This is a genomic window from Kiloniella spongiae (genome assembly GCF_001026905.1).
Classification (GTDB): Bacteria; Pseudomonadota; Alphaproteobacteria; order Kiloniellales; family Kiloniellaceae; genus Kiloniella; species Kiloniella spongiae.
The window spans coordinates 531,789-550,730 of the sequence record NZ_LAQL01000002.1; the positions used below are offsets into that span (position 1 = coordinate 531,789).

Below are 18,942 nucleotides of genomic sequence, written 5' to 3' on the forward strand. Positions count from 1 at the left end.
AGCGATTAAGTCATTAACGAATGCTGAATCTGACTCAGAATTAATCGCAAAAAAACAAATGATTGTTTTTGTATATTGGCTTTTTGAAACTCAGTTGCAAGGAACTTATTTTTTCTTTGAGAACAAAACCTTAGAAAACCAAATACAATACACAGAAAGTAAATAAATTACGCAAAGCGGTTTACAAAATAAGCAAAGACAACAAAGCACAATATACTTAACACTAAAAACAAATTAACTTACCAATATTGGTTAACAAAAAGTTAATACACATTCATGGAAAGTATAAAAAATTATTTTTCAATTATTTTCTACAACATCTATTGAAATCCGTTATCAAAAGGTCTATTTCACACTAAAATAATGTAAACGCCTGCTATGTAAGCATTGGTTTTAAGTGAGTAAATTTAGTGACTAGCGTAAAAAAAAATCCAACGACTACACACCGTATTGAAAACCATGTAGGACAGAAAATACGTGAACGTAGAACCATGCTGGGCCTGACACAGCAACAGCTGGCTGATTTAATCGGTGTTACCTATCAGCAAGCCCATAAATATGAGCGCGGTATAAATCGGGTCTCTGCGGGCCGCCTGTTTGAGATATCACAGGTTTTAGGTGTTGAAGTAAGCTTTTTTTACGAAGGACTGGATAACAATCACGATGCCGTCAACGAACGTCAACGCATGTGCCTAGATCTTGCCAGAAACTTCACCAATATCAGAAATGAAAAGCATCAAGATGCCCTAAGCATGTTGTGCAGAGTTTTATCCGAGCAATCATTGTCAGATCCCGAAGCAGCTTAAACATCATCCCTCCTGAACATAAACAAAGACCATTTATCAAGCGGGTAGTGAGTAGATATATCTAGTAGGCATTACCCGCTTCATTTAAAAATAACACCCAATCTTTCCTGATTATATGTTTCAGCTTGGATTTGACGCCACCAGGGTTGGTTTTCAATATACCAATCAACGGTATCTGCCAGCCCTTTATCGAAAGTTATCTTTGGGAACCATCCTGTTCTTGCCTTGAATTTAGAAGCATCAAGGGCATAACGCTGATCATGCCCCGGACGATCTTCAACGCTTTTGATTAAGCCAGAAAACGGCGCCCGTTCTAAATAAGTCTGATCCATACGATCACAAATACCCTCAACCACAGATCGATTTGTTTGCTCTTCTCCAGACCCGATTAAATAGGTGTCACCAATATCACCCTTTTCCACTGCTAAAAGTAAAGCTTCAACGTGGTCAGTAACATGTATCCATTCTCGAATCTGACTTCCATCTCCATAGAGAGGCAGCGACTTATTATCAATGGCATTAGCAACCATTAGAGGAATTAATTTCTCTGGAAATTGCCATGGCCCGTAATTGTTACCGCAATTTGTCGTAATCGTTGGCAATCCATAAGTATGCCACCAAGCTTTTGCAAGATGATCCGAGGCTGCTTTGGAAGCTGAATAGGGCGATCGTGGATCATAAGAACTGGTTTCACTAAAAAAACCGCTTTCCCCCAACGATCCGTAGACTTCATCAGTAGAAATATGCAGCAGGCGAAATTGATTCGATTTACCCTGTTCGTTCCAAAAATTCAACGCTGCTTGTAACAGGTTAAATGTGCCAATCACGTTACTTTGTATGAAGTCACCCGGACCATCAATCGACCGATCCACATGACTTTCTGCAGCTGCATGAATCACAATATCTGGCTGAGCATCCCTAAATGCGTCTTTAACAGAAACACTGTTCTCAAGGGCTGCCTTTTTTAAAGAAAAACGATTCTGAAAGCCCTCTAACCTCCCTAAATCAGCAGCATAAGTCAGCTTATCCAGGACCGTAATCTCCTTAATATTCAAACAACTTAATTGTCGGACAATCTCTGCCCCGATAAACCCGGCACCACCTGTCACAAGAACCCTTTTGTCTTTCCAATAACGTTCGACACTCATTGAGAGACCTCAATTAAAATGGGATGGGTATAAAACAAGAAGAACAAATAATTAAACTCTTCACCAGTTTACACGGACAAATATTTGAAAATACTAGCCGATTTCCAAAAATTCTTCATCGCTCGAATCATCGGCGACGGACATGGATGAAATATCAACAATTCGACATAGACGTCGATGAAGGATTTCAATCGAAACAGGTTTTGCCAAAACGTCACTAACACCTGATTGAATTGCTTCCATCACGCGTTCATATTCGGTGTGCCCTGTTAAGAGAATAATTGGTACCCGACTATAGAAACCACCCTCTTTTCTGAGATCACGGGTGAAATCCAAGCCATTTACAGGCTCCATTTCCCAGTCCGTGATAATAATATCAGGCTTCTTAAATCTTAGCTCTTTCCGAGCTTCTTCAACATCAGAGATATATTGAACGCTATAAATCCCCATCGCATTGAAGATCGTCTTCACAATGCGCAGCATGTGCACACTGTCATCGATAACCATTACATTCAATCCCGACAGGTCGTAGGCGGACAAATTAACCTCGCAAGCTTCCTTAAAACCGTCTTGAACAAAACTATAGCAGAAATATCTGCTTCATAGAGTGATCTCAGACTTATAGCCCGAAGCCAGACATAAAAAAAAGTCACGATGTGAATCCTAAACAAAAATTATCATTTGATTCAGGTCACAGATAATTTGAATTTAGGTAAGGCAGGCTATTTGCAAAAATATAGAGAAGAAACAGAACTCAAAAAATGGGCAAGAAAAAAGCCCGGCTTTAGGCCGAGCTTTATCAGAATGGCGCACCCGTCAGGACTCGAACCTGAAACCTCTTGATTCGTAGTCAAGTGCTCTATCCAATTGAGCTACGGGTGCGTTTCAAAGCGTCTCCAGAGTAGATCCCTGAAAACGAGGCGGAACTTACCCCTGCTTCTATGAGGACGCAAGCCCTAAATCGCAGATTCGTGTTTTTTTTTAATCTCATGCCTAACTATCAATTACTTGGTGGGAAAACTCTTGTCCCTGAGACTCCCTTCAAGTAGTATCTGGCCTAAGTATTTTGGGGGGTTGGTCAACTCGTGTATCTTTTCGGGCGTTTTTCCCGTATCAATTATAGTAATAATACTAGATTTGAGAGATGATATATTTGGCTGACCACAATCAACAGTGCGGACTTGTCAATGGGATCCATTAAATCCTCTGTTTTGCGTAATACCGTTACAGCTTTGGCTGCGGTGATGTTATTAAATGGTTGTTCTTTTACCGAAGAAGCCTTGTGGCCTTCTATCACCGGGGAAGAAGCTGCGGAAGAAGCAACGACGAATGCTGCAGAGGCACCTGTCGTTCCTGATACAGTTGTAACCGATAACATCTCTGGCTTGCCTTTGCTGGGCTCAACCATTTTTGAATCTCCTGGTGTTACACCGGGACAACCAACAGGGACGCATGTTGGCAAAAAGGTTGAAGAGCTACGCGGTGATCTTTCGAGACTTCAGGCTCGCTTGATACATCATAATAATAATTTGCAGACACAGCGTAACAACGCACGTGGCAGCGCTGGAACTTACCATTCCATTATTGCCGCAATGAATACGCGTCTTCAGGTTGGAACCACACCGGGTAACCCGCAGATGGTGAACGGGTGGAATAAAGCCCAGCAAGAATTGGAAGCTGTTGGCGCAAGTATTACCAACTTGAACAGTCTCTCTAATGAAGCCGGATCAACTTCGGCGCTTGCAGCATTTGTTCTGGATTCAGCGAAATCCACCTACGAACTGCGTGGTGCTTTAGACGAAGATCACAGACAGCTTGCTGTTCTGGAAGACGAAGCGAATCAGACCGTTGTTATCCTCGACCGCCTTATGAACGAGCTAACCGAAGATATTGCACGTACGCAGAACTATTTCTCTGCGGAACGTACAAATCTGACGGCACTTCAGGTTGCAGTAGATAATGGTGAATTCATCGGCGGCAACCTCGGTAGCAGGACTTTTGGTCTTCCTGTACCTCCGCCCCCGGGCGGGCCTGCTGGCCTTGTCGGTCGTCAACCACCTTTGGCAATCATTCGTTTTGATCAGCCAAATGTGAATTACGAACAAGCACTTTTCACTGCCGTAAGCCGCGCATTGGATCGTCGCCCGAGTTCTGCTTTTGATTTGGTAACGGTTGCACCTGCGCGTGGGAACTCAGCTCAAATTGCTTTGGCAACAAGCAAATCCCGCAAATACGGTGAAGATGTTATGCGTTCGTTGACGAAGCTTGGCTTACCAGCTTCTCATGTGTCGCTTTCATCAACCAGCAATCCAGGCGCTCAGGTTCCAGAAGTTCATGTTTACCTTCGGTAACTTGATCTGATAATGATAAAAAGCGGTATCATTTTTGATACCGCTTTTTTTTGCATAAAATTTATGTACTTCACAGACAAGAGATGTGCTTCGAATTAGCCCATACGAACAATCTCGAAAATAGTTTTGAATTGAAATAACATCATGCACCCTGACGATATTGCTACACTAGGCACACCCAAAGACTATAGCGCAAACCTTTATAAGTTTTATCTAGAGGTTGTTGATTTTGACGGCACGGTACTGAAAATAGTCAAAACATATTTTGGTGAAGCGAGAGCTAGCTTCATAACCCCCATCGATCATGGGTATGAATTGATAATGCCAATTCAAGCGGCTCCAGATCTTGTCAGAGAACTGTCGCTGGAAAACTTAGCCATTTATCAATTAACTCGTTACGCTAAAGTTTCTGGCTCTTGGTAGCACTCCACCAAAAATTAACAACAAAACATGATAAATAATTTATAGTTTGGATTCTCCTTTGCCTCAGGAACTTCTCCCCCTTATCGGCGTCATTCTTTTTGTTTCCAGCCTGATTCAAGGCGCTGTTGGCTTTGCATTTGGCCTCATCGCCTTAACGTTCCTAACACTGCTTGGCATAGAGTTAAGCGTAATAGTTCCCCTACTTCTCTCTGCAAGTATCGCCCAACTTGTCGTTGGCGTTTACAAGTTAAGAGAGCACATCAAATATCCCCCCCTGATAAAGGGTTCTCTTATACGCTATATCACCCTCCCTCTAGGCATTCTTTCTCTTGGTTACATAACCGCAACGATTGATAAAACACAGATAGAGCAATTGGTCGGAGTTTTAATTCTGGCAATTGTTGCAGTCCAAATTATTGTACGCCCTATTCCAAGAGATAAATTACATTGGCTCTGGACTTCCCTTGCATTTAGCGCCAGCGGATTTTTTGCAGGTCTAATTGCCGTTGGCGGCCCTCCGATTGTCTTATGGGTCATGGCGCACAAATGGACAAACCAACAGATTAGAAGCTTCCTTTTTGCAAGTTTTCTCGCTTCTGCACCAATTAACTTCATCACCTTGTATTATGTTCTTGGCGACAACGTCTTATCTCCCATGATCTATGGCTTTGCCTTCTCTCCCCTGATTGCCCTTGGATCTCATCTAGGCGTAAAACTCGGCCACGCGTTCTCTCCAGAAAAGCTTCGAACGATCGCCTTTTCAATCCTTGCCATAAGCTCTCTTTCATCCATCGCAGCACCTCTGTTACACTAATTTAATAGCATTGCAGCCTGAGTAGACGAGGTTTGCCCTTCTAGAGGTTGAGATTTTTCGCCAGTTCTGCTTTATTCCGGCATCATTTAAAATTGGAGTCGAAAACCGTGTCCGAACAACCAAAAACTTTTCCCGTATCCTGGGAACAATTACACCGTGATGCCAAGGCCCTGTCATGGCGCCTGATGAACGAAGGCCCCTTTGAAGGCATTCTTGCTGTCACACGTGGCGGCCTGGTCCCAGCAGCCATTATCGCGCGCGAACTGGATATCCGCCTTATCGACACGGTTTGTATTGTCAGCTATTCCAGCGACAACAAACAGGGTGAACTTAAAGTTCTGAAAGACTCACCAAAAGAAAGTAAAGGCTGGCTGATTGTTGACGACTTGGTCGACACAGGAAAAACAGCCCGCGCTGTTCGTGAGATGATGCCAGACGCTCACTTCGCCACGCTTTACGCAAAACCTGCTGGCCGCGATATCGTTGATAGCTTCATTACAGAGGTCAGCCAGGATACCTGGATTTACTTCCCTTGGGATCTTGCTCTACAGACTGTTCCACCGTTGGTTAAGGGTAAATACGACTAAGCCAACGTCGCAAAAATATTCGGCTCTACCGGCTGATTGGGTAGTTATCAATCAGTCGGGTATTGCCAAGCCAAGCAGCGACAAAAACCCGTCCATTCAAAAGATTATCCCGGTCTGCGACATCCCCCAGAAGTTCAAGATCTTCTTCTGATCTGACTTCGAGATAATCGATTCGCTCAAATCCGCTATCCAGAATAACCTTCCGTCCCCATTCCAAAACGTGATCAACGGCTTCACCCTGACGAATCAGATCAGCAATGGTGCTTTCAACCTTGTATAAAGTTGGCGCAATCGCTCGTTGTTCTTCTGATAGCCTGCGATTACGGGAAGACAGGGCAAGATTATCGTCTTCGCGAACTGTTGGAACACCGATAACATCAACGCTTAAATCCAGATCACTGGCGACACGCTGGATCAAGAGGTACTGCTGAAAATCCTTCTGTCCGAAATAAGCCCGATCCGGCGACGTTTGAATAAGCAGCTTAGAGACAACCGTTGTAACCCCGTCCATATGTCCCGGGCGCGTTGCCCCGCAAAGACAATCCTGCATAGTCCCCACTGCAACTGTGGTGCTATACCCATTGGGATAGATTTCATCAACCTGAGGCAAGTAGACTAGGTCTACACCAGCCTCTTCCAGCTTTTTCAGATCGGCATCCGTATCTACAGGATAGGTAGCCAGGTCACTCTTATTATCGAACTGTCTGGGATTAATAAAAATCGTAGCAATAACGCGATCATTATCTGTCTTAGCAGCATCCACCAACGAGAGATGGCCTTCGTGTAGCGCCCCCATGGTCATCACTACGCCAATTTCCTGCTTATCAGCTTTCCAGTCAGAAACCAGAGCGCGAAGATCCCGTTTGGATTTTACAATACGCATTACTCTTCCCATTAAACCCTGATAAGGGGGCATTGCCTTAAAATAAAATACTTGCGCGACCTTATAAACAAACGTCAATCGCGACACAAATAGCTTTGCCACAAATCCTAACAAAGGGCTTGTTGCACTGCAACAACTCCCCCTACCCCATAATCTCCGTTATACTCGGATATAAGGCTAAGCTTGCAGGCACGCTAGATTTCACTAGACTGCCGTCAAATTTACATCTTAACGAAAGTATTATTATGAGCGCTGCTCTCGATCTCAAACAACGCCCCACCATTCGCCTGAAACCAAAGGCACAAAAAAGACTTCTGAATGGCTATCCCTGGGTTTTTTCCAACGAGATTGAAGTCAACGCTGAAACAAAACAAATTCCAGCCGGAACGGTTGTTAGAATTGAAGCCAATGATGAACAACCACTGGGAACAGCTATATACAATCGCCAACCACTAATTGCGGCTCGATTACTAAGCCCCAGTGCCAAAACAATTATTGACGAGGATTTCTTTGTCGAAATCCTACAAAAAGCACTCTCACTTCGTGAAACTCTGTTTAATGTCCCCTACTATCGCCTGATCCATGCTGAAGCGGACGGTATCCCCGGCACTATTATTGATCGTTATGGCGACACCTTGGTTCTGCAGGTTAATACCGCAGGTATAGAGAATCTTCTGCCTGTACTACTCACGGCTCTGGATCGTGTGCTGGATCCCAAAACCATCGTACTCCGCAACGATACGCCTTCTCGTTTACTTGAAGGACTCGAATGTTATGACAAAGTCGTCAAAGGCGAACTGGATGGTCCGATCAAGGTCATTGAGCACGAGGCGACTTTCTTTGCCGAACTTCAGGAAGGCCAGAAAACCGGATGGTTCTTTGACCAGCGGGATAACAGAAAACTGGCCGCTCGCTTCGCCAAAGATGCAGATGTACTTGATTGTTATTCCTTTGCAGGTGGCTTCACAGTTCAATCCGCCCTGGCAGGTGCCAAGTCAGTCACAACTGTTGATCGCAGCCAGACTGCACTGGATCTGGCAGCCAAAGCAGCAGAAGAAAACGGCGTTGCAGATAAATGTAACTTTGTAAAAGCTGAAGTATTCAACCACCTCGCCAAGCTTGCGAATGATGGCGAGAGCTTTGATCTCGTAATTGTTGACCCTCCGGCTTTTGTGAAAAGCAAAAAAGATATCCAACAAGGGTCAAAAGGCTATCGCAAGCTCGCCAGATTAGCCGCAAAGCTTGTTAAATCCGGGGGCTACCTGGTTGTTGCTTCTTGTTCTCATCACATGGATATAGATAACTTTGCGGATCAAACACGCAAAGGGCTTTTGGATGCGACCAGAAAATCTCGCCTACTCTTTACCCGTGGTGCTGGTCCTGATCATCCCGTACATCCGTTCCTACCCGAATCCGAATACCTCAAGCTTCAGCTCTACATTCTGGATTAATGCCTGTGACAATCCCGGGGACAATCCCGGGGACAACCACCGGAACAATCAGCGTAGATTTCCTTCGTAATCATCGTGATTGCTTAGAAATCTGTGCTGATTGGGAATACGTGACCTGGGGAAAGAGTTACGGCTGGACAAGGGAAAACGTTCTCAAAAGTTATCATGACATGACTGAGGACGATAATGTTGAACAGGCATTTATCGCCTTATCTGAAGGCAAACCAGTCGGGACAGCCCTCTTAATTGAAAATGACCACAAAGACTACAAGCACTTTCGTCCGTGGCTTGCGGCACTTTATGTTGACGCCCCTCATCGCCGCAAAGGTGTTGCCCGAAAATTGGTGAAGCTTGTCGAAAAAACTGCGCATGAGCGAGGTGAAAAACAACTATTTCTCTATACCCTTACACCAGAAATATACCGGGCAATGGGATGGAAAATCGTGGAACAATTCGGGGATAACAAATTTCTTATGAAAATCATTTTTTAAGAACAGATGATTAACCGAACATCTGTGATTTTGCGCTCGTTACACTAGACTTGATAGGAAGCTCCAGACAGAAACATGCACCGCCCAGCTCAGAAACATCAAGCCAGATATCCCCCCCATGCGCTCGCATCAAATCACGGGTAATTGCAAGACCCAAGCCTGAACCATTTTTGCGTGTAGAGCCCTTAAAAGGCTTGAAAAGATTGGCTCTGATTTCCAATGGGATTCCCGGGCCATCATCCGCGATTGAGACAATTAAACAGTCGAGTTCGGTTTGCAATCGTATCTCCGCAGTCTTAGCTCCGGCTTGTTCTGCGTTACGGGCAAGATTCTCAAAGACTCGATAAAGCTGTTCCCAATCTCCGGAAACATTTGTTCCCGGCGGAATATGGTTTTGCACGGTAATATCAACGGATTCAGCAACCTTAAGTGTATCAGCAACCTCGCCAGCCAATTCATGAAGATCAAAGTCCATAATATCAAGCTGAGGCGCCCCTTCTTTGGAAAAATTCAGCATTTGCCCACAGATATGTACCGCCCGATCAATCGCCGCGAGTAAGACAGGCGCGACTTCGCGAACTTCAGGATCTTCACTTCTATTCAACCGATCAGAAATCAATCGGGCCGTGGCCAATCCGTTTCTCAGATCATGATTTATCTTGGCCGCAGCCGTACCAATAGCCGCCAGTCGGGTTTTCTGTCCCAAAGACGATTGTAAAGATACCTGCATAGACGCCAGTTCGGATTCGGCAACCCCCACTTCATCTGTACGTGTAGAGGGCCTGATAATGCGAGTCGCATCTTCCGGTGCATCTCGAAATTGGATCATGCTTCGTGTGATTCGCCGTAGAGGTTGCACCATTAACCAATGCAGGCTGACAAAAACAAGTGCGGCGGTCATCAAGGCAATGCCCAAAGAAAGTGCCAAAATACGCCAGGAATATTCATACATGTCCCAGCGCATAGGTGTTTCACTCATTACCACTTCGACAAGAACGTTTTCATTTTTTGGCGAAGGGCCTACGATTCGTAGGACTCGATGTCGAGTTTGCCCCAGCGCAACAAAAGCATCCTTAATCAGACCAAAGAAACTTTCTTCCCTCAGGTCGTAAGTCGCATCAATCTCGACCTCTGCACTGCTCATCAGCTTCAACTTACCTTGCCCGGGTCGCTGCAAGGCCACGGCCAGAGCATTCACATGGCTCAGCAATTCCTTTTCCAGATCCTCACTCACCATCATATCATCGGTCGCATCCAGTGCGAGAATGGCAAGGTGCGCATCCGCCAGATGCTCTTGAAGGTAAACCAGACGAAACCGCGCAATGGATGGTGCGAAAATAAGAATTTCAGCAAGCAGAACAAAGATAGCCGTCAGAATCAGAAGTTTTGCTGACAAGCTGGTAATAAAGGGTGGCAGTTGAATTTTTCCGGCCATGGAACCACTATTTCATTTTAAAGACGAAGGGAAGCTTATCCAAATTTGGCAAGGAAACGAACAATCTTCTTCACACGATCACTAAAAAGCGACTCTGTATAATAGCTGCCCGCGACACGTTTACTGACTTCCGAGAGTGTTGGATAGGGAGCAATAACGTTTGCCATATCGCCAATCTTCATCCCTTTGGACAAAGCGAGGCCCCAAGGAAGTATCAACTCACCAGCCTGAAGCCCGACAATAGACGCCCCCAGAATTTTACCTTTCTGGCTCGTAATCACTTTGACCTTGCCTTCAGTCCGGCGTTCCGCTCGGGCGCGATCATTATCCGCAAAAGACCAGTTAAGAACCTTGTGCTGAACACCTTGTTTTTTCGCATCCGTTTCCGACAGACCAACGTGGGCCAACTCAGGATCCGTATAGGTTACCCACGGCACTGCGTTGTACGAAACTTTCGCTGGCAACCGGAACAAAGCGCTTCGGATGATAATACCCGCGTCATAGGCAGCCATGTGCGTAAACTGATAGCCACCGGTTACATCCCCTGCCGCATAGATCTTTCGATTGGACGTACGAAGGCCTTTATCAACCGCAATTCCCTGACGTTCAACCTTGACCCCTGCAGCTTCAAGGTTGAGCTTCTCAAGATTAGGAATACGTCCCGCAGCCAGTAAAAGATGCGTCCCGCTGATGTCGCGCTCTTCGCCATTGGTCTCAACGCGCAGGATAACCCCCTCTGAACTTTTCTCTGCAGAGAGGACTTTGGTTTGCTCCAACAAGGAAATACCATCATTCTCTAGGCGATCACGAATAACAGACACCAGATCCGGATCGTCCTTTGGCATTATACTTGCCATCTCAACAATAGAGACCTCACTCCCCAAATTGCGGAAAGCCTGTCCCAACTCACAACCGATTGGACCACCGCCAACAATAATGATTTTTTTGGGCAAGTCAGTCAGATCAAAAACAGATTCATTAGTTAGAAAAGAAACGCTTTCAATCCCTTCGATTGGCGGCACCATTGCACGGGATCCCGTCGCAATAACAAAGCGTCGCGCCCGAATTGTGACATCTCCAGCCTTTAGGGTTTTAGAATCAACAAACTGCCCGGATGCTTGAATAACCTTCACACCCAAAGCTTCAAAACGTTCGACCGAATCATGAGGTTCTATATCTGCAATTACGTCTTTGACATGATCATGGACTTTTTGGAAATCCACCTCTGGTGCGCCATAATTCACGCCAAATTCAGGTGATTTTTTCCAAGTCCGCACAACTTTTCCTGCAGTAAGTAACGCTTTCGAGGGGATACAGCCATAGTTCAGACAATCCCCGCCCATCTTACCAGCTTCGACAAGAACCGTATCAGCGCCCATCTGAACAGCGCCTGCAGCTATAGATAAACCAGCTGAACCACCACCGATAACGCAGATATCTGTTTTGATCATGTTCTTCCCCATATGTGCGTCTTTTTGCAAACTATACACAAGACACCGCTCTCTATCTCAAATAAGTTGATCAGCAACACCGCAAACAACATACCTGAAATTTGCCAAGCAACTTCAATGACCCGTTAACGTCGAAATTTAGGCCTGTTTCTTTTTGCAGAATTTTTTGTAAAGGACAGGAATGAGTGAGAGTAACGCCAGCCCCAGAATTGGCAAAAGAATCTCTGGCTTCAGAATAATACCCAAATCAGGTGTACCACCACTACGGAACAGTGCATCCAAGCCATTGCCAACAGATGCATAGACAAAGGTTCCGGGAATAATGCCGATAAATGTTGCGACAATATAGTTCCGAAGCGAAACCCCGACAAAGGCAGGAACAAGATTAACCAACCAAAAAGGGAATAAAGGCACTAACCTAAGGACAAGAAGATAACTCAATTCGTTTTCATGGAATCCTTCTTCCATTTTCTTCAGATACCCCTGTGCTTTTTCTCGCAGAATATCCCGAAATGCTGTCTTTGCTGCCAGAAACACCAACGTTGATCCTATAGTTGCGGCAACAACAGCATAAATTCCGCCAAACCAAGTCCCGAAAAGGAATCCGCCAGCAATAGTCAGGAAAGAACCACCAGGAATAGAGAAAGCAATTGCCACGGTATAGAGAGCAACAAAAGAAAGAATAGCAACAAAGGCCCGTTCCTCGACGAATCCGTTCAAGGTTTCCCTGTTCTCTCTCAGCGCATCAAAGCTGAGGTATTGGTGCCACCCCAATGAATACACGATAATCAAGCCCACAACTAATATAAGCAGCGGAAACATACGCTTCAGCAAGGAAGCTTGTTCTTTATCATCGTTATTTGTTTCAGTCATACTGGTATCGGTATCTATCATGGAAATACATTTTTGATGTAATAGCTTAAAATACAAGCCTATCAAGCCAATCACACAGGGATGTGATCAAACGAGAGGGGCTAAGCACCAAGTTTACAACGAAACTTCCTACTTTTATCTTTATAACAGTAAAAAGTGCTGTGAATTACCTTAAAACATTGATAGAACCTGCCCAACGGTGGTTGGTAACGGTCTTCGTTCATTGTGTTTCTACTGAAAATTCAGGGTATTCCCCATGATAATTCAGAGAAAAGCTTCTGTTTTTCGAGGGAATCCATTGAATCGGGCTGACAGGCGTTGACAGATGCTCAGTGCCCGCTTATACACCGACCACTATTTTCGACAACCTTCCGGATAACGGAGAATTAAAGTGAAGCGCACTTTTCAGCCGAGCGTATTGGTTCGCAAACGCCGCCATGGCTTTCGCGCCCGTAAAGCTACCGTAGGCGGTCGCCGCGTCCTAGCTAACCGTCGCTCAAGAGGTCGTAAGCGTCTATCCGCTTAAGACTATGATGCTCGAAATCGGAAAGCTTAAAAGGCGGTCCGAGTTTCTTCGGGTAGCAGCGACGCATAATAAATGGGTCACACCCGGCTTGATTATTCAAGCCATGCGGCGTCAACCTGAAAGCTCTTCTAACTCAGAAGAGCTTTATAGGTCTGGCGCTATTCGCATTGGTTTTACCGTTACCAAAAAAGTTGGTAATGCTGTGATCAGAAATCGGGTAAAACGCCGTTTACGTGCCGCTGCAGCAGAAATACTTTCCGAATATGGGAAAGCCGAACACGATTATGTTCTGATAGGACGAAAAACAACACTCTTTCGTCCATATGATGATCTTAAAAACGATCTAAAAATAGCTCTGCAACGAGTTAAGACAGATCGAAAGAAAGCATCAGGTCCCAAAAGACCACAGAGCTGATACCCGATTAACGAGAGGACACAATATTGAAAATATTACGTGCACTCCTTTTAGGGTTCGTAAAGCTGTACCAATACGGAATCTCTCCCTATACTCCCGCAAGCTGCCGTTACCACCCCACATGCTCTGAATATGCAAGCGAGGCTATTGTCACGCATGATGCATTGCGGGGTAGCTGGTTAGCTCTAAAACGTCTTTCTCGTTGCCATCCCTGGGGTGGCCACGGATATGATCCTGTACCAGAACCATCTGACAGCAATCATTCCCATGATTGTCATGTCACGAACAACCGTTGAGCCGATCACTGATGCAAAACGAAGATCAACGTAATATTCTTCTTGCTGTCGTCTTGTCCGCCGTCATTCTTTTTGGCTGGACCTTTGCGCAAGATTACTTCTTCCCACCAAGCCAGGAACAGATTGCTGCCAGAGAAGCTGCACAACAGCAGCAAACACAAGCAAACATTGCTTCTGACAGTTCAATTCCAGAAGTACCAGGCGGAACTAACAACCTTCTGAAGCTAATCGAAGGTCGTCCAAGAGAAGAAGCTTTAGCCGATGCTAAGCGGATAATAATCGACACCCCGACGGTTGAGGGTAGTATTTCCCTCACAGGTGGTCGGATCGACGATCTCGTTCTCAAGAATTATCAGACAAGCATTGAAGAAGGCAGCCCGAACGTTGTTCTTCTCTCTCCTGCACAAACTAAAAATCCATATTATGCAGATTTCGGATGGATTTCTTCTGATAGAAAGCTTGTTGTACCAGACAATAAAACAGTTTGGACGACAACAGACGCAAGCTTGACACCGGAAAACACTGTCACTCTGACATGGAACAATGGTTCTGGCCTGAAGTTCGAGCGTGAGCTTTCTATTGATGATGGCTATATGATCAGCATAAAACAACGCGTTGTAAATACGTCTGACGAGCGCGTCGATCTGGCTCCTTACAGTCTTGTTTCCCGCACAAACACACCCGAAACACTTGGATACTACATTCTACACGAAGGTCCAATCGGTGTTCTGGGCGGCAGCCTGACCGAAGTTGATTACTCAGACCTCAAAGAAGATGGCAACGTTGCGCTTCCAAGTACAGGTGGATGGCTCGGTATCACAGATAAATATTGGCTGACGGCCCTGATCCCGGATCAAAGCAAAGAAGTCAGCACGCGGTTTATCTATAGCGGTAAAAACGGCCCAGATCGGTATCAAACAGATTACTTCTATAACGTAGAAGCTGTTGCAGCAGGTGGAACACTCGAATTCAGCAGTAACCTGTTTGCTGGCGCGAAAGAAGTTCCTCTTATCGATCAGTACACTGATGACCTCGGCATTCAAGATCTTGATCTTGCTGTGGATTTTGGTTGGTTCTACTACATCACCAAACCTTTCTTCTATGCGCTTCACTGGCTAACAGGAATTGTTGGTAATGTTGGCCTTTCGATTATGGCCTTGACCGTTATTATCAAGCTTTTCCTATTCCCCTTGGCAAACAAATCATATGTTTCCATGGCTAAAATGCGTAAGCTACAACCAAAGTTGGTGACCCTGCGCGAAAAGTTTGGCGATGATCGTCAGAAGCTTAATCAGGAAATGATGACTCTCTACAAGCAAGAGAAGGTCAATCCAATGGCCGGCTGTTTGCCCATTGTTATCCAGATTCCGATTTTCTTCTCTCTCTACAAAGTTCTCTTTGTAACTCTAGAGATGCGTCAGGCACCTTTCTATGGCTGGATTCATGATCTATCTGTTCCTGATCCTACTTCACTGGTGAACGGCTTTGGTCTGTTCCCATGGGGAATTCCAGAAGCAGACACACTGATTGCCTTCCTGAATATCGGTATCTGGCCTGTGCTCATGGGTATCTCAATGTTCCTACAGCAACAGTTGAATCCACAACCGACAGACCCTGTACAGGCAAAAGTCTTTCTGTTCATGCCATTGTTCTTCACCTTCCTTCTTGGGACATTCCCGGCCGGACTTGTGATTTACTGGACCTGGAACAACCTGCTTTCAATTATTCAGCAAGCTGTGATTATGAAAAAAGCTGGCGTTCCTTTGGGACGAACAGCAGCGGCAGAAACAAAAAGCTAATCAACGTTTCTGTACGACACTTTCAAAAGGCCCTGACACAGATGTCAGGGCCTTTTGTGTTAATCCTTGCTGAAAGCCGGAACAAAGACTATTCATCATCCCGCTCTCAAATGTAATAGTATATTTCCCACGATAGAATGCTGGGCCTGAGATGCAGGGTCAAAGGAGAGAAAATATGACTGACGATATTCAAAGCTTCGGCAACCGCTTCGATAACCCCGAAGAGGATCCCGCAATGCTGGAAGCTGGTCGATTGCTTTTCGCAAAGCCCTGTGACTTTATCTTAGGCGCCACAAAAGATGAGCATATTGGAAGCTATAACCTGCCAGAAATAGCCTTTGCTGGACGATCCAATGTGGGAAAATCAAGCTTGGTCAATGCGCTGACAGGACAAAAAACACTGGCGCGTACCTCGAACACACCCGGACGCACCCGTCAATTGAACTTCTTTGATCTTGGTCAGAAGCTCATACTGGTTGACCTGCCGGGGTACGGCTATGCACAGGCTTCAAAATCTGACATCGCCTATTGGACAAACCTTACCCGTAACTACCTGCGCGGGCGGGCTGAACTAAAGCGTATTTTGCTTCTGATCGATTCACGGCACGGTGCAAAAGACAGTGACCGCCAAATCATGGATGAACTCGATACCTCGGCTGTTTCTTACCAGATTGTCATGACAAAAACGGACAAAATCAAGCCAACTCCGCTGGCTGAAGTTGAAAAAAAGCTCGCAGCCGAACTTGCCAAACGTCCAGCTGCACATCCGCAAATTATGAAAACGTCATCCGCAAAATCCGTGGGCATCGCCGAACTCAGAGCAAGTATCGCCGCGCTTACACAACAAGGGGGATAAACGACTATGTTTTCACCTGTGAAATATTTCGCTATAAGCTGTTAAACACAATAACCATCACATCCCTATCAAGTACCTTATTCCATACTCAAACATAACGAATTCAAAGGTCGCCAAGATGACAAGCAAACATGCCAAGGACCCCAGAAAGTGGCTTAGAACAGCCCAGACAATTTCAGAGGCCTTGCCGTTTATGCGACGTTATTCCGGCAAAAAAGTTGTCATCAAGTACGGTGGTCATGCCATGGGGGATGCAGATCTTGCAGACAAGTTCGCCCACGACATCGTTCTGTTAAAACAAGTTGGCATAAGCCCCATCGTTGTTCACGGCGGTGGCCCGCAAATTGGCGAGATGTTGAAAAGACTTGCTGTAAACAGCGAATTTGTTGACGGCCTGCGGGTGACTGATGCCGAGACTGTTGAAATCGTTGAAATGGTCCTGTCCGGCAAAATCAATAAAAGCATTACAGCCGCAATTAACAAGGCCGGTGGTACCGCCGTCGGCGTTTCCGGAAAAGACGGAAGTCTTATCAAAGCTCGTAAATTGCAGCGGACGATTAAAGATCAGGATTCAAATATAGAAAAGGTTCTTGATCTCGGCTTTGTTGGTGAGCCAGAAGAAATTAACCCCGATTTTCTGCTCGAACTTGATCGCTCTGGTATGATCCCCGTTATCGCGCCAATCGGCTATGGGCCGAACGGAGAGACCTACAACATCAACGCAGATACGGCAGCCGGGGCCATTGCCGCAGCGGTTGGTGCCTCACGTTTGTTGTTGATGACAGATGTTGCCGGCGTTCTGGATAAACAGGGAAGCCTGATTTCAGAACTAACCATTCCAGAAGCGCAAGAGCTGACACAGGACGGAACAATCAGTGGCGGAATGATTCCCAAACTTGAAACCTGTCTGGAAACTGTTCGTGGCGGTGTAGATGCCGCCGTTATTCTGGACGGGCGTATCGCACATTCCATGCTGCTGGAAATCTTTACTGATTGTGGAATCGGTACGATGATTAAAAAAGCCTGAGATTAAAAGTGAGATTAAATATCTTGGTAATAACCGAACACCTTCAATAGATAAACTGAGTTAACAAGTTACTCTGCATCATCGATGTAAAGAGTAACTTGCCATTCAAGTTCTTTATCCGAAATCGGAACATCACCATTTTCATCGGCCTTAATTGACTGTTGCGGCGGGATGCCTGCAAGACGCAACTGGACGATATTTGCAAGTTCCATAGAAAACCCGGCCTTCCAAACCAAGGCAACCACCGTTTTAGCAGCTCTTGAGAGAATCATTCTCCGAGCAACGAGCGGTGGAAGCTCAGCAACCTTGGCAAGAGCATGAATAGCAAACTCACGATCACCACAGTGCAGTCGTGTGGTAATGCGATCTTCAGTCAACTTCCTTGATTTATGTAGCTTTTCAACTTCGGCCTCTATGGCCTTTTCATCTTCATCGCTGATATTCTCGTCAAGGACATCATCAACTTCCATCCGCTTGCGGACTTCCAGTCCAATAGCTGTAGAGACTTCAGGATCCAAATCAGGCCGATCCAGTAAATTCTCCAAAAGAGTTTCTGCAACGAATCCTGCCAAACGCTTTAGAGATAAAGGAGAAAGCTTTGGACGTTTCACAAGGGGCTTATGCCAAACTTCAACCCCAGGGGCTTGCTCAACCAACTGATCCAGCGTTTCTTCGCGAATTTGTGCCGATTGATTATCCAACATGGATGCAATCGCATCATTATCTTTAGTCTCGACAATTGCATCGGTAATTTTCTCGCCAAGATTCGACCGACGAGAAATTGCTTTTAGTCTCGATCCACGAACACCATCCCAGATGATTTTCAACAGATCTTCGTCTGTTAAAATCGGGGATGATTGAAGCACAGGCGACGCCACACTATCAACATCATCAGACGCAAGTCTACGCACGATAGACACAGGTATCGTATCCAAGTCTTTCACGGCTTCAGAAATAACTGTACGAATTTTATCTTGCTGATCTTCAATAAGGATTTCGAGTGTTTTTATAACGAAATCATGTGCTTTTCGTTGTGATTTTTGATCGAGATCAGGTGCCAGTTTGCTAATTTTCTCTGCCAGTTCCAGTCGAACCTGACCATCTTTATCTTTTGCAAGTAGCAAATCGGCTTGCTTTGGCGTTAAAGCGTTTGATGCAATTGCCTGACGTACATTAGCATCACCATCATCAGCTAGATAGTAAAGAATTTCAGGCTGAATATCCTGGCGACTAGCCAAAGATAACCTGACATTACGATCCTTACTTTCTGCCATTTCCTTGGCATCTTCGTACGCTAACGCTGGTTGCAT

The 18,942-nt window shown here is 45.4% G+C and carries 20 protein-coding genes and 1 tRNA gene; 13 read left to right on the forward strand and 8 right to left on the reverse strand.

Annotated elements, in window-relative coordinates:
* Positions 1-410: 410 nt before the first annotated feature.
* Positions 411-806, forward strand: coding sequence for a helix-turn-helix domain-containing protein (locus tag WH96_RS02500; protein ID WP_047762518.1), 396 nt, complete (start codon positions 411-413; stop codon positions 804-806).
* A gap of 80 nt (positions 807-886) precedes the next feature.
* Here the strand turns inward: WH96_RS02500 and rfbB are convergent, their stop codons facing one another.
* The 3 genes from rfbB to WH96_RS02515 form a co-directional block, all read right to left on the reverse strand.
* Positions 887-1,954, reverse strand: coding sequence for a dTDP-glucose 4,6-dehydratase (gene rfbB, locus WH96_RS02505; protein WP_047762519.1), 1,068 nt, complete (start codon positions 1,952-1,954; stop codon positions 887-889).
* Positions 1,955-2,047: 93 nt separating this feature from the next.
* Positions 2,048-2,461, reverse strand: coding sequence for a response regulator (locus WH96_RS02510; RefSeq protein WP_053005585.1), 414 nt, complete (start codon positions 2,459-2,461; stop codon positions 2,048-2,050).
* A 298-nt stretch (positions 2,462-2,759) separates the two neighbouring features.
* A tRNA-Arg gene (locus WH96_RS02515) sits at positions 2,760-2,836 on the reverse strand.
* Positions 2,837-3,141: 305 nt separating this feature from the next.
* Between WH96_RS02515 and WH96_RS02520 the strand changes: the two genes are divergently transcribed.
* The 4 genes from WH96_RS02520 (at position 3,142) to gpt (ending at position 6,129) form a co-directional block, all read left to right on the forward strand.
* A complete protein-coding gene (locus tag WH96_RS02520; protein WP_047762520.1) occupies positions 3,142-4,305 on the forward strand; it encodes a hypothetical protein in 1,164 nt (387 codons plus the stop codon).
* 144 nt (positions 4,306-4,449) lie between these two features.
* On the forward strand, positions 4,450-4,728 hold the full coding sequence (locus WH96_RS02525; RefSeq protein WP_047762521.1) for a hypothetical protein: 279 nt from the start codon (positions 4,450-4,452) through the stop codon (positions 4,726-4,728).
* A 58-nt stretch (positions 4,729-4,786) separates the two neighbouring features.
* Positions 4,787-5,542, forward strand: a complete 756-nt coding sequence (locus WH96_RS02530) for a sulfite exporter TauE/SafE family protein (RefSeq protein WP_047762522.1) — start codon at positions 4,787-4,789, stop codon at positions 5,540-5,542.
* Between the two features lie 107 nt (positions 5,543-5,649).
* Complete coding sequence (gene gpt, locus WH96_RS02535; RefSeq protein WP_047762523.1) at positions 5,650-6,129, forward strand: xanthine phosphoribosyltransferase; 480 nt, start codon at positions 5,650-5,652, stop codon at positions 6,127-6,129.
* Between the two features lie 25 nt (positions 6,130-6,154).
* Here the strand turns inward: gpt and panC are convergent, their stop codons facing one another.
* Positions 6,155-7,012 carry a pantoate--beta-alanine ligase gene (gene panC / locus WH96_RS02540; RefSeq protein ID WP_047762524.1) on the reverse strand — a complete coding sequence of 286 codons (858 nt, stop codon included), beginning with the start codon at positions 7,010-7,012 and terminating at the stop codon, positions 6,155-6,157.
* Between the two features lie 245 nt (positions 7,013-7,257).
* Here panC and WH96_RS02545 point away from each other — a divergent pair, with 245 nt between their 5' ends.
* The gene (locus tag WH96_RS02545; protein WP_047762525.1) at positions 7,258-8,463 is read left to right on the forward strand and encodes a class I SAM-dependent rRNA methyltransferase; all 1,206 of its coding nucleotides are present in this window, start codon (positions 7,258-7,260) and stop codon (positions 8,461-8,463) included.
* 5 nt (positions 8,464-8,468) lie between these two features.
* Positions 8,469-8,954 carry a GNAT family N-acetyltransferase gene (locus tag WH96_RS21030; RefSeq protein WP_162200103.1) on the forward strand — a complete coding sequence of 162 codons (486 nt, stop codon included), beginning with the start codon at positions 8,469-8,471 and terminating at the stop codon, positions 8,952-8,954.
* A gap of 10 nt (positions 8,955-8,964) precedes the next feature.
* On the opposite strand, the gene WH96_RS02555 is transcribed toward WH96_RS21030, so the two are convergent.
* The 3 genes from WH96_RS02555 to WH96_RS02565 form a co-directional block, all read right to left on the reverse strand.
* Positions 8,965-10,389 carry a sensor histidine kinase gene (locus WH96_RS02555; RefSeq protein WP_047762526.1) on the reverse strand — a complete coding sequence of 475 codons (1,425 nt, stop codon included), beginning with the start codon at positions 10,387-10,389 and terminating at the stop codon, positions 8,965-8,967.
* Positions 10,390-10,424: 35 nt separating this feature from the next.
* Entirely contained in the window at positions 10,425-11,840 is a 1,416-nt protein-coding gene (locus tag WH96_RS02560) for a dihydrolipoyl dehydrogenase family protein (RefSeq protein WP_156176667.1), read from the reverse strand.
* Between the two features lie 138 nt (positions 11,841-11,978).
* A complete protein-coding gene (locus WH96_RS02565; RefSeq protein ID WP_245629402.1) occupies positions 11,979-12,713 on the reverse strand; it encodes a TVP38/TMEM64 family protein in 735 nt (244 codons plus the stop codon).
* Positions 12,714-13,104: 391 nt separating this feature from the next.
* Between WH96_RS02565 and rpmH the strand changes: the two genes are divergently transcribed.
* The 6 genes from rpmH to argB all read left to right on the forward strand — a co-directional run bounded on the left by rpmH (position 13,105) and on the right by argB (position 17,632).
* Positions 13,105-13,239, forward strand: a complete 135-nt coding sequence (gene rpmH, locus WH96_RS21690) for a 50S ribosomal protein L34 (protein WP_082113995.1) — start codon at positions 13,105-13,107, stop codon at positions 13,237-13,239.
* A 4-nt stretch (positions 13,240-13,243) separates the two neighbouring features.
* Positions 13,244-13,654 carry a ribonuclease P protein component gene (rnpA, locus tag WH96_RS02570; protein ID WP_047762527.1) on the forward strand — a complete coding sequence of 137 codons (411 nt, stop codon included), beginning with the start codon at positions 13,244-13,246 and terminating at the stop codon, positions 13,652-13,654.
* Between the two features lie 26 nt (positions 13,655-13,680).
* Positions 13,681-13,950, forward strand: coding sequence for a membrane protein insertion efficiency factor YidD (gene yidD / locus WH96_RS21695; protein ID WP_245629404.1), 270 nt, complete (start codon positions 13,681-13,683; stop codon positions 13,948-13,950).
* The gene (gene yidC, locus WH96_RS02575) at positions 13,947-15,749 is read left to right on the forward strand and encodes a membrane protein insertase YidC (protein ID WP_342667202.1); all 1,803 of its coding nucleotides are present in this window, start codon (positions 13,947-13,949) and stop codon (positions 15,747-15,749) included. The genes yidD and yidC overlap by 4 nt, the downstream gene beginning before the upstream one ends.
* 175 nt (positions 15,750-15,924) lie before the next feature.
* Complete coding sequence (gene yihA / locus WH96_RS02580; protein ID WP_047762529.1) at positions 15,925-16,605, forward strand: ribosome biogenesis GTP-binding protein YihA/YsxC; 681 nt, start codon at positions 15,925-15,927, stop codon at positions 16,603-16,605.
* A 118-nt stretch (positions 16,606-16,723) separates the two neighbouring features.
* Positions 16,724-17,632 carry an acetylglutamate kinase gene (gene argB, locus WH96_RS02585; protein ID WP_047762530.1) on the forward strand — a complete coding sequence of 303 codons (909 nt, stop codon included), beginning with the start codon at positions 16,724-16,726 and terminating at the stop codon, positions 17,630-17,632.
* Positions 17,633-17,700: 68 nt separating this feature from the next.
* On the opposite strand, the gene WH96_RS02590 is transcribed toward argB, so the two are convergent.
* Positions 17,701-18,942, reverse strand: coding sequence for a DUF2336 domain-containing protein (locus WH96_RS02590; protein ID WP_162200104.1), 1,242 nt, complete (start codon positions 18,940-18,942; stop codon positions 17,701-17,703).

Bases quoted from the DNA above. Each gene is read 5' to 3' on its own strand.
- WH96_RS02560 (WP_156176667.1), bottom strand. From the start codon at position 11,840: ATGATCAAAACAGATATCTGCGTTATCGGTGGTGGTTCAGCTGGTTTA.
- rnpA (WP_047762527.1), top strand. From the start codon at position 13,244: ATGATGCTCGAAATCGGAAAGCTTAAAAGGCGGTCCGAGTTTCTTCGG.
- WH96_RS02545 (WP_047762525.1), top strand. From the start codon at position 7,258: ATGAGCGCTGCTCTCGATCTCAAACAACGCCCCACCATTCGCCTGAAA.
- yihA (WP_047762529.1), top strand. From the start codon at position 15,925: ATGACTGACGATATTCAAAGCTTCGGCAACCGCTTCGATAACCCCGAA.
- WH96_RS02525 (WP_047762521.1), top strand. From the start codon at position 4,450: ATGCACCCTGACGATATTGCTACACTAGGCACACCCAAAGACTATAGC.
- rfbB (WP_047762519.1), bottom strand. From the start codon at position 1,954: ATGAGTGTCGAACGTTATTGGAAAGACAAAAGGGTTCTTGTGACAGGT.
- WH96_RS02565 (WP_245629402.1), bottom strand. From the start codon at position 12,713: ATGACTGAAACAAATAACGATGATAAAGAACAAGCTTCCTTGCTGAAG.
- WH96_RS02555 (WP_047762526.1), bottom strand. From the start codon at position 10,389: ATGGCCGGAAAAATTCAACTGCCACCCTTTATTACCAGCTTGTCAGCA.
- WH96_RS02520 (WP_047762520.1), top strand. From the start codon at position 3,142: ATGGGATCCATTAAATCCTCTGTTTTGCGTAATACCGTTACAGCTTTG.
- panC (WP_047762524.1), bottom strand. From the start codon at position 7,012: ATGCGTATTGTAAAATCCAAACGGGATCTTCGCGCTCTGGTTTCTGAC.
- WH96_RS02510 (WP_053005585.1), bottom strand. From the start codon at position 2,461: ATGGTTATCGATGACAGTGTGCACATGCTGCGCATTGTGAAGACGATC.
- argB (WP_047762530.1), top strand. From the start codon at position 16,724: ATGACAAGCAAACATGCCAAGGACCCCAGAAAGTGGCTTAGAACAGCC.
- WH96_RS02590 (WP_162200104.1), bottom strand. From the start codon at position 18,942: ATGCAACCAGCGTTAGCGTACGAAGATGCCAAGGAAATGGCAGAAAGT.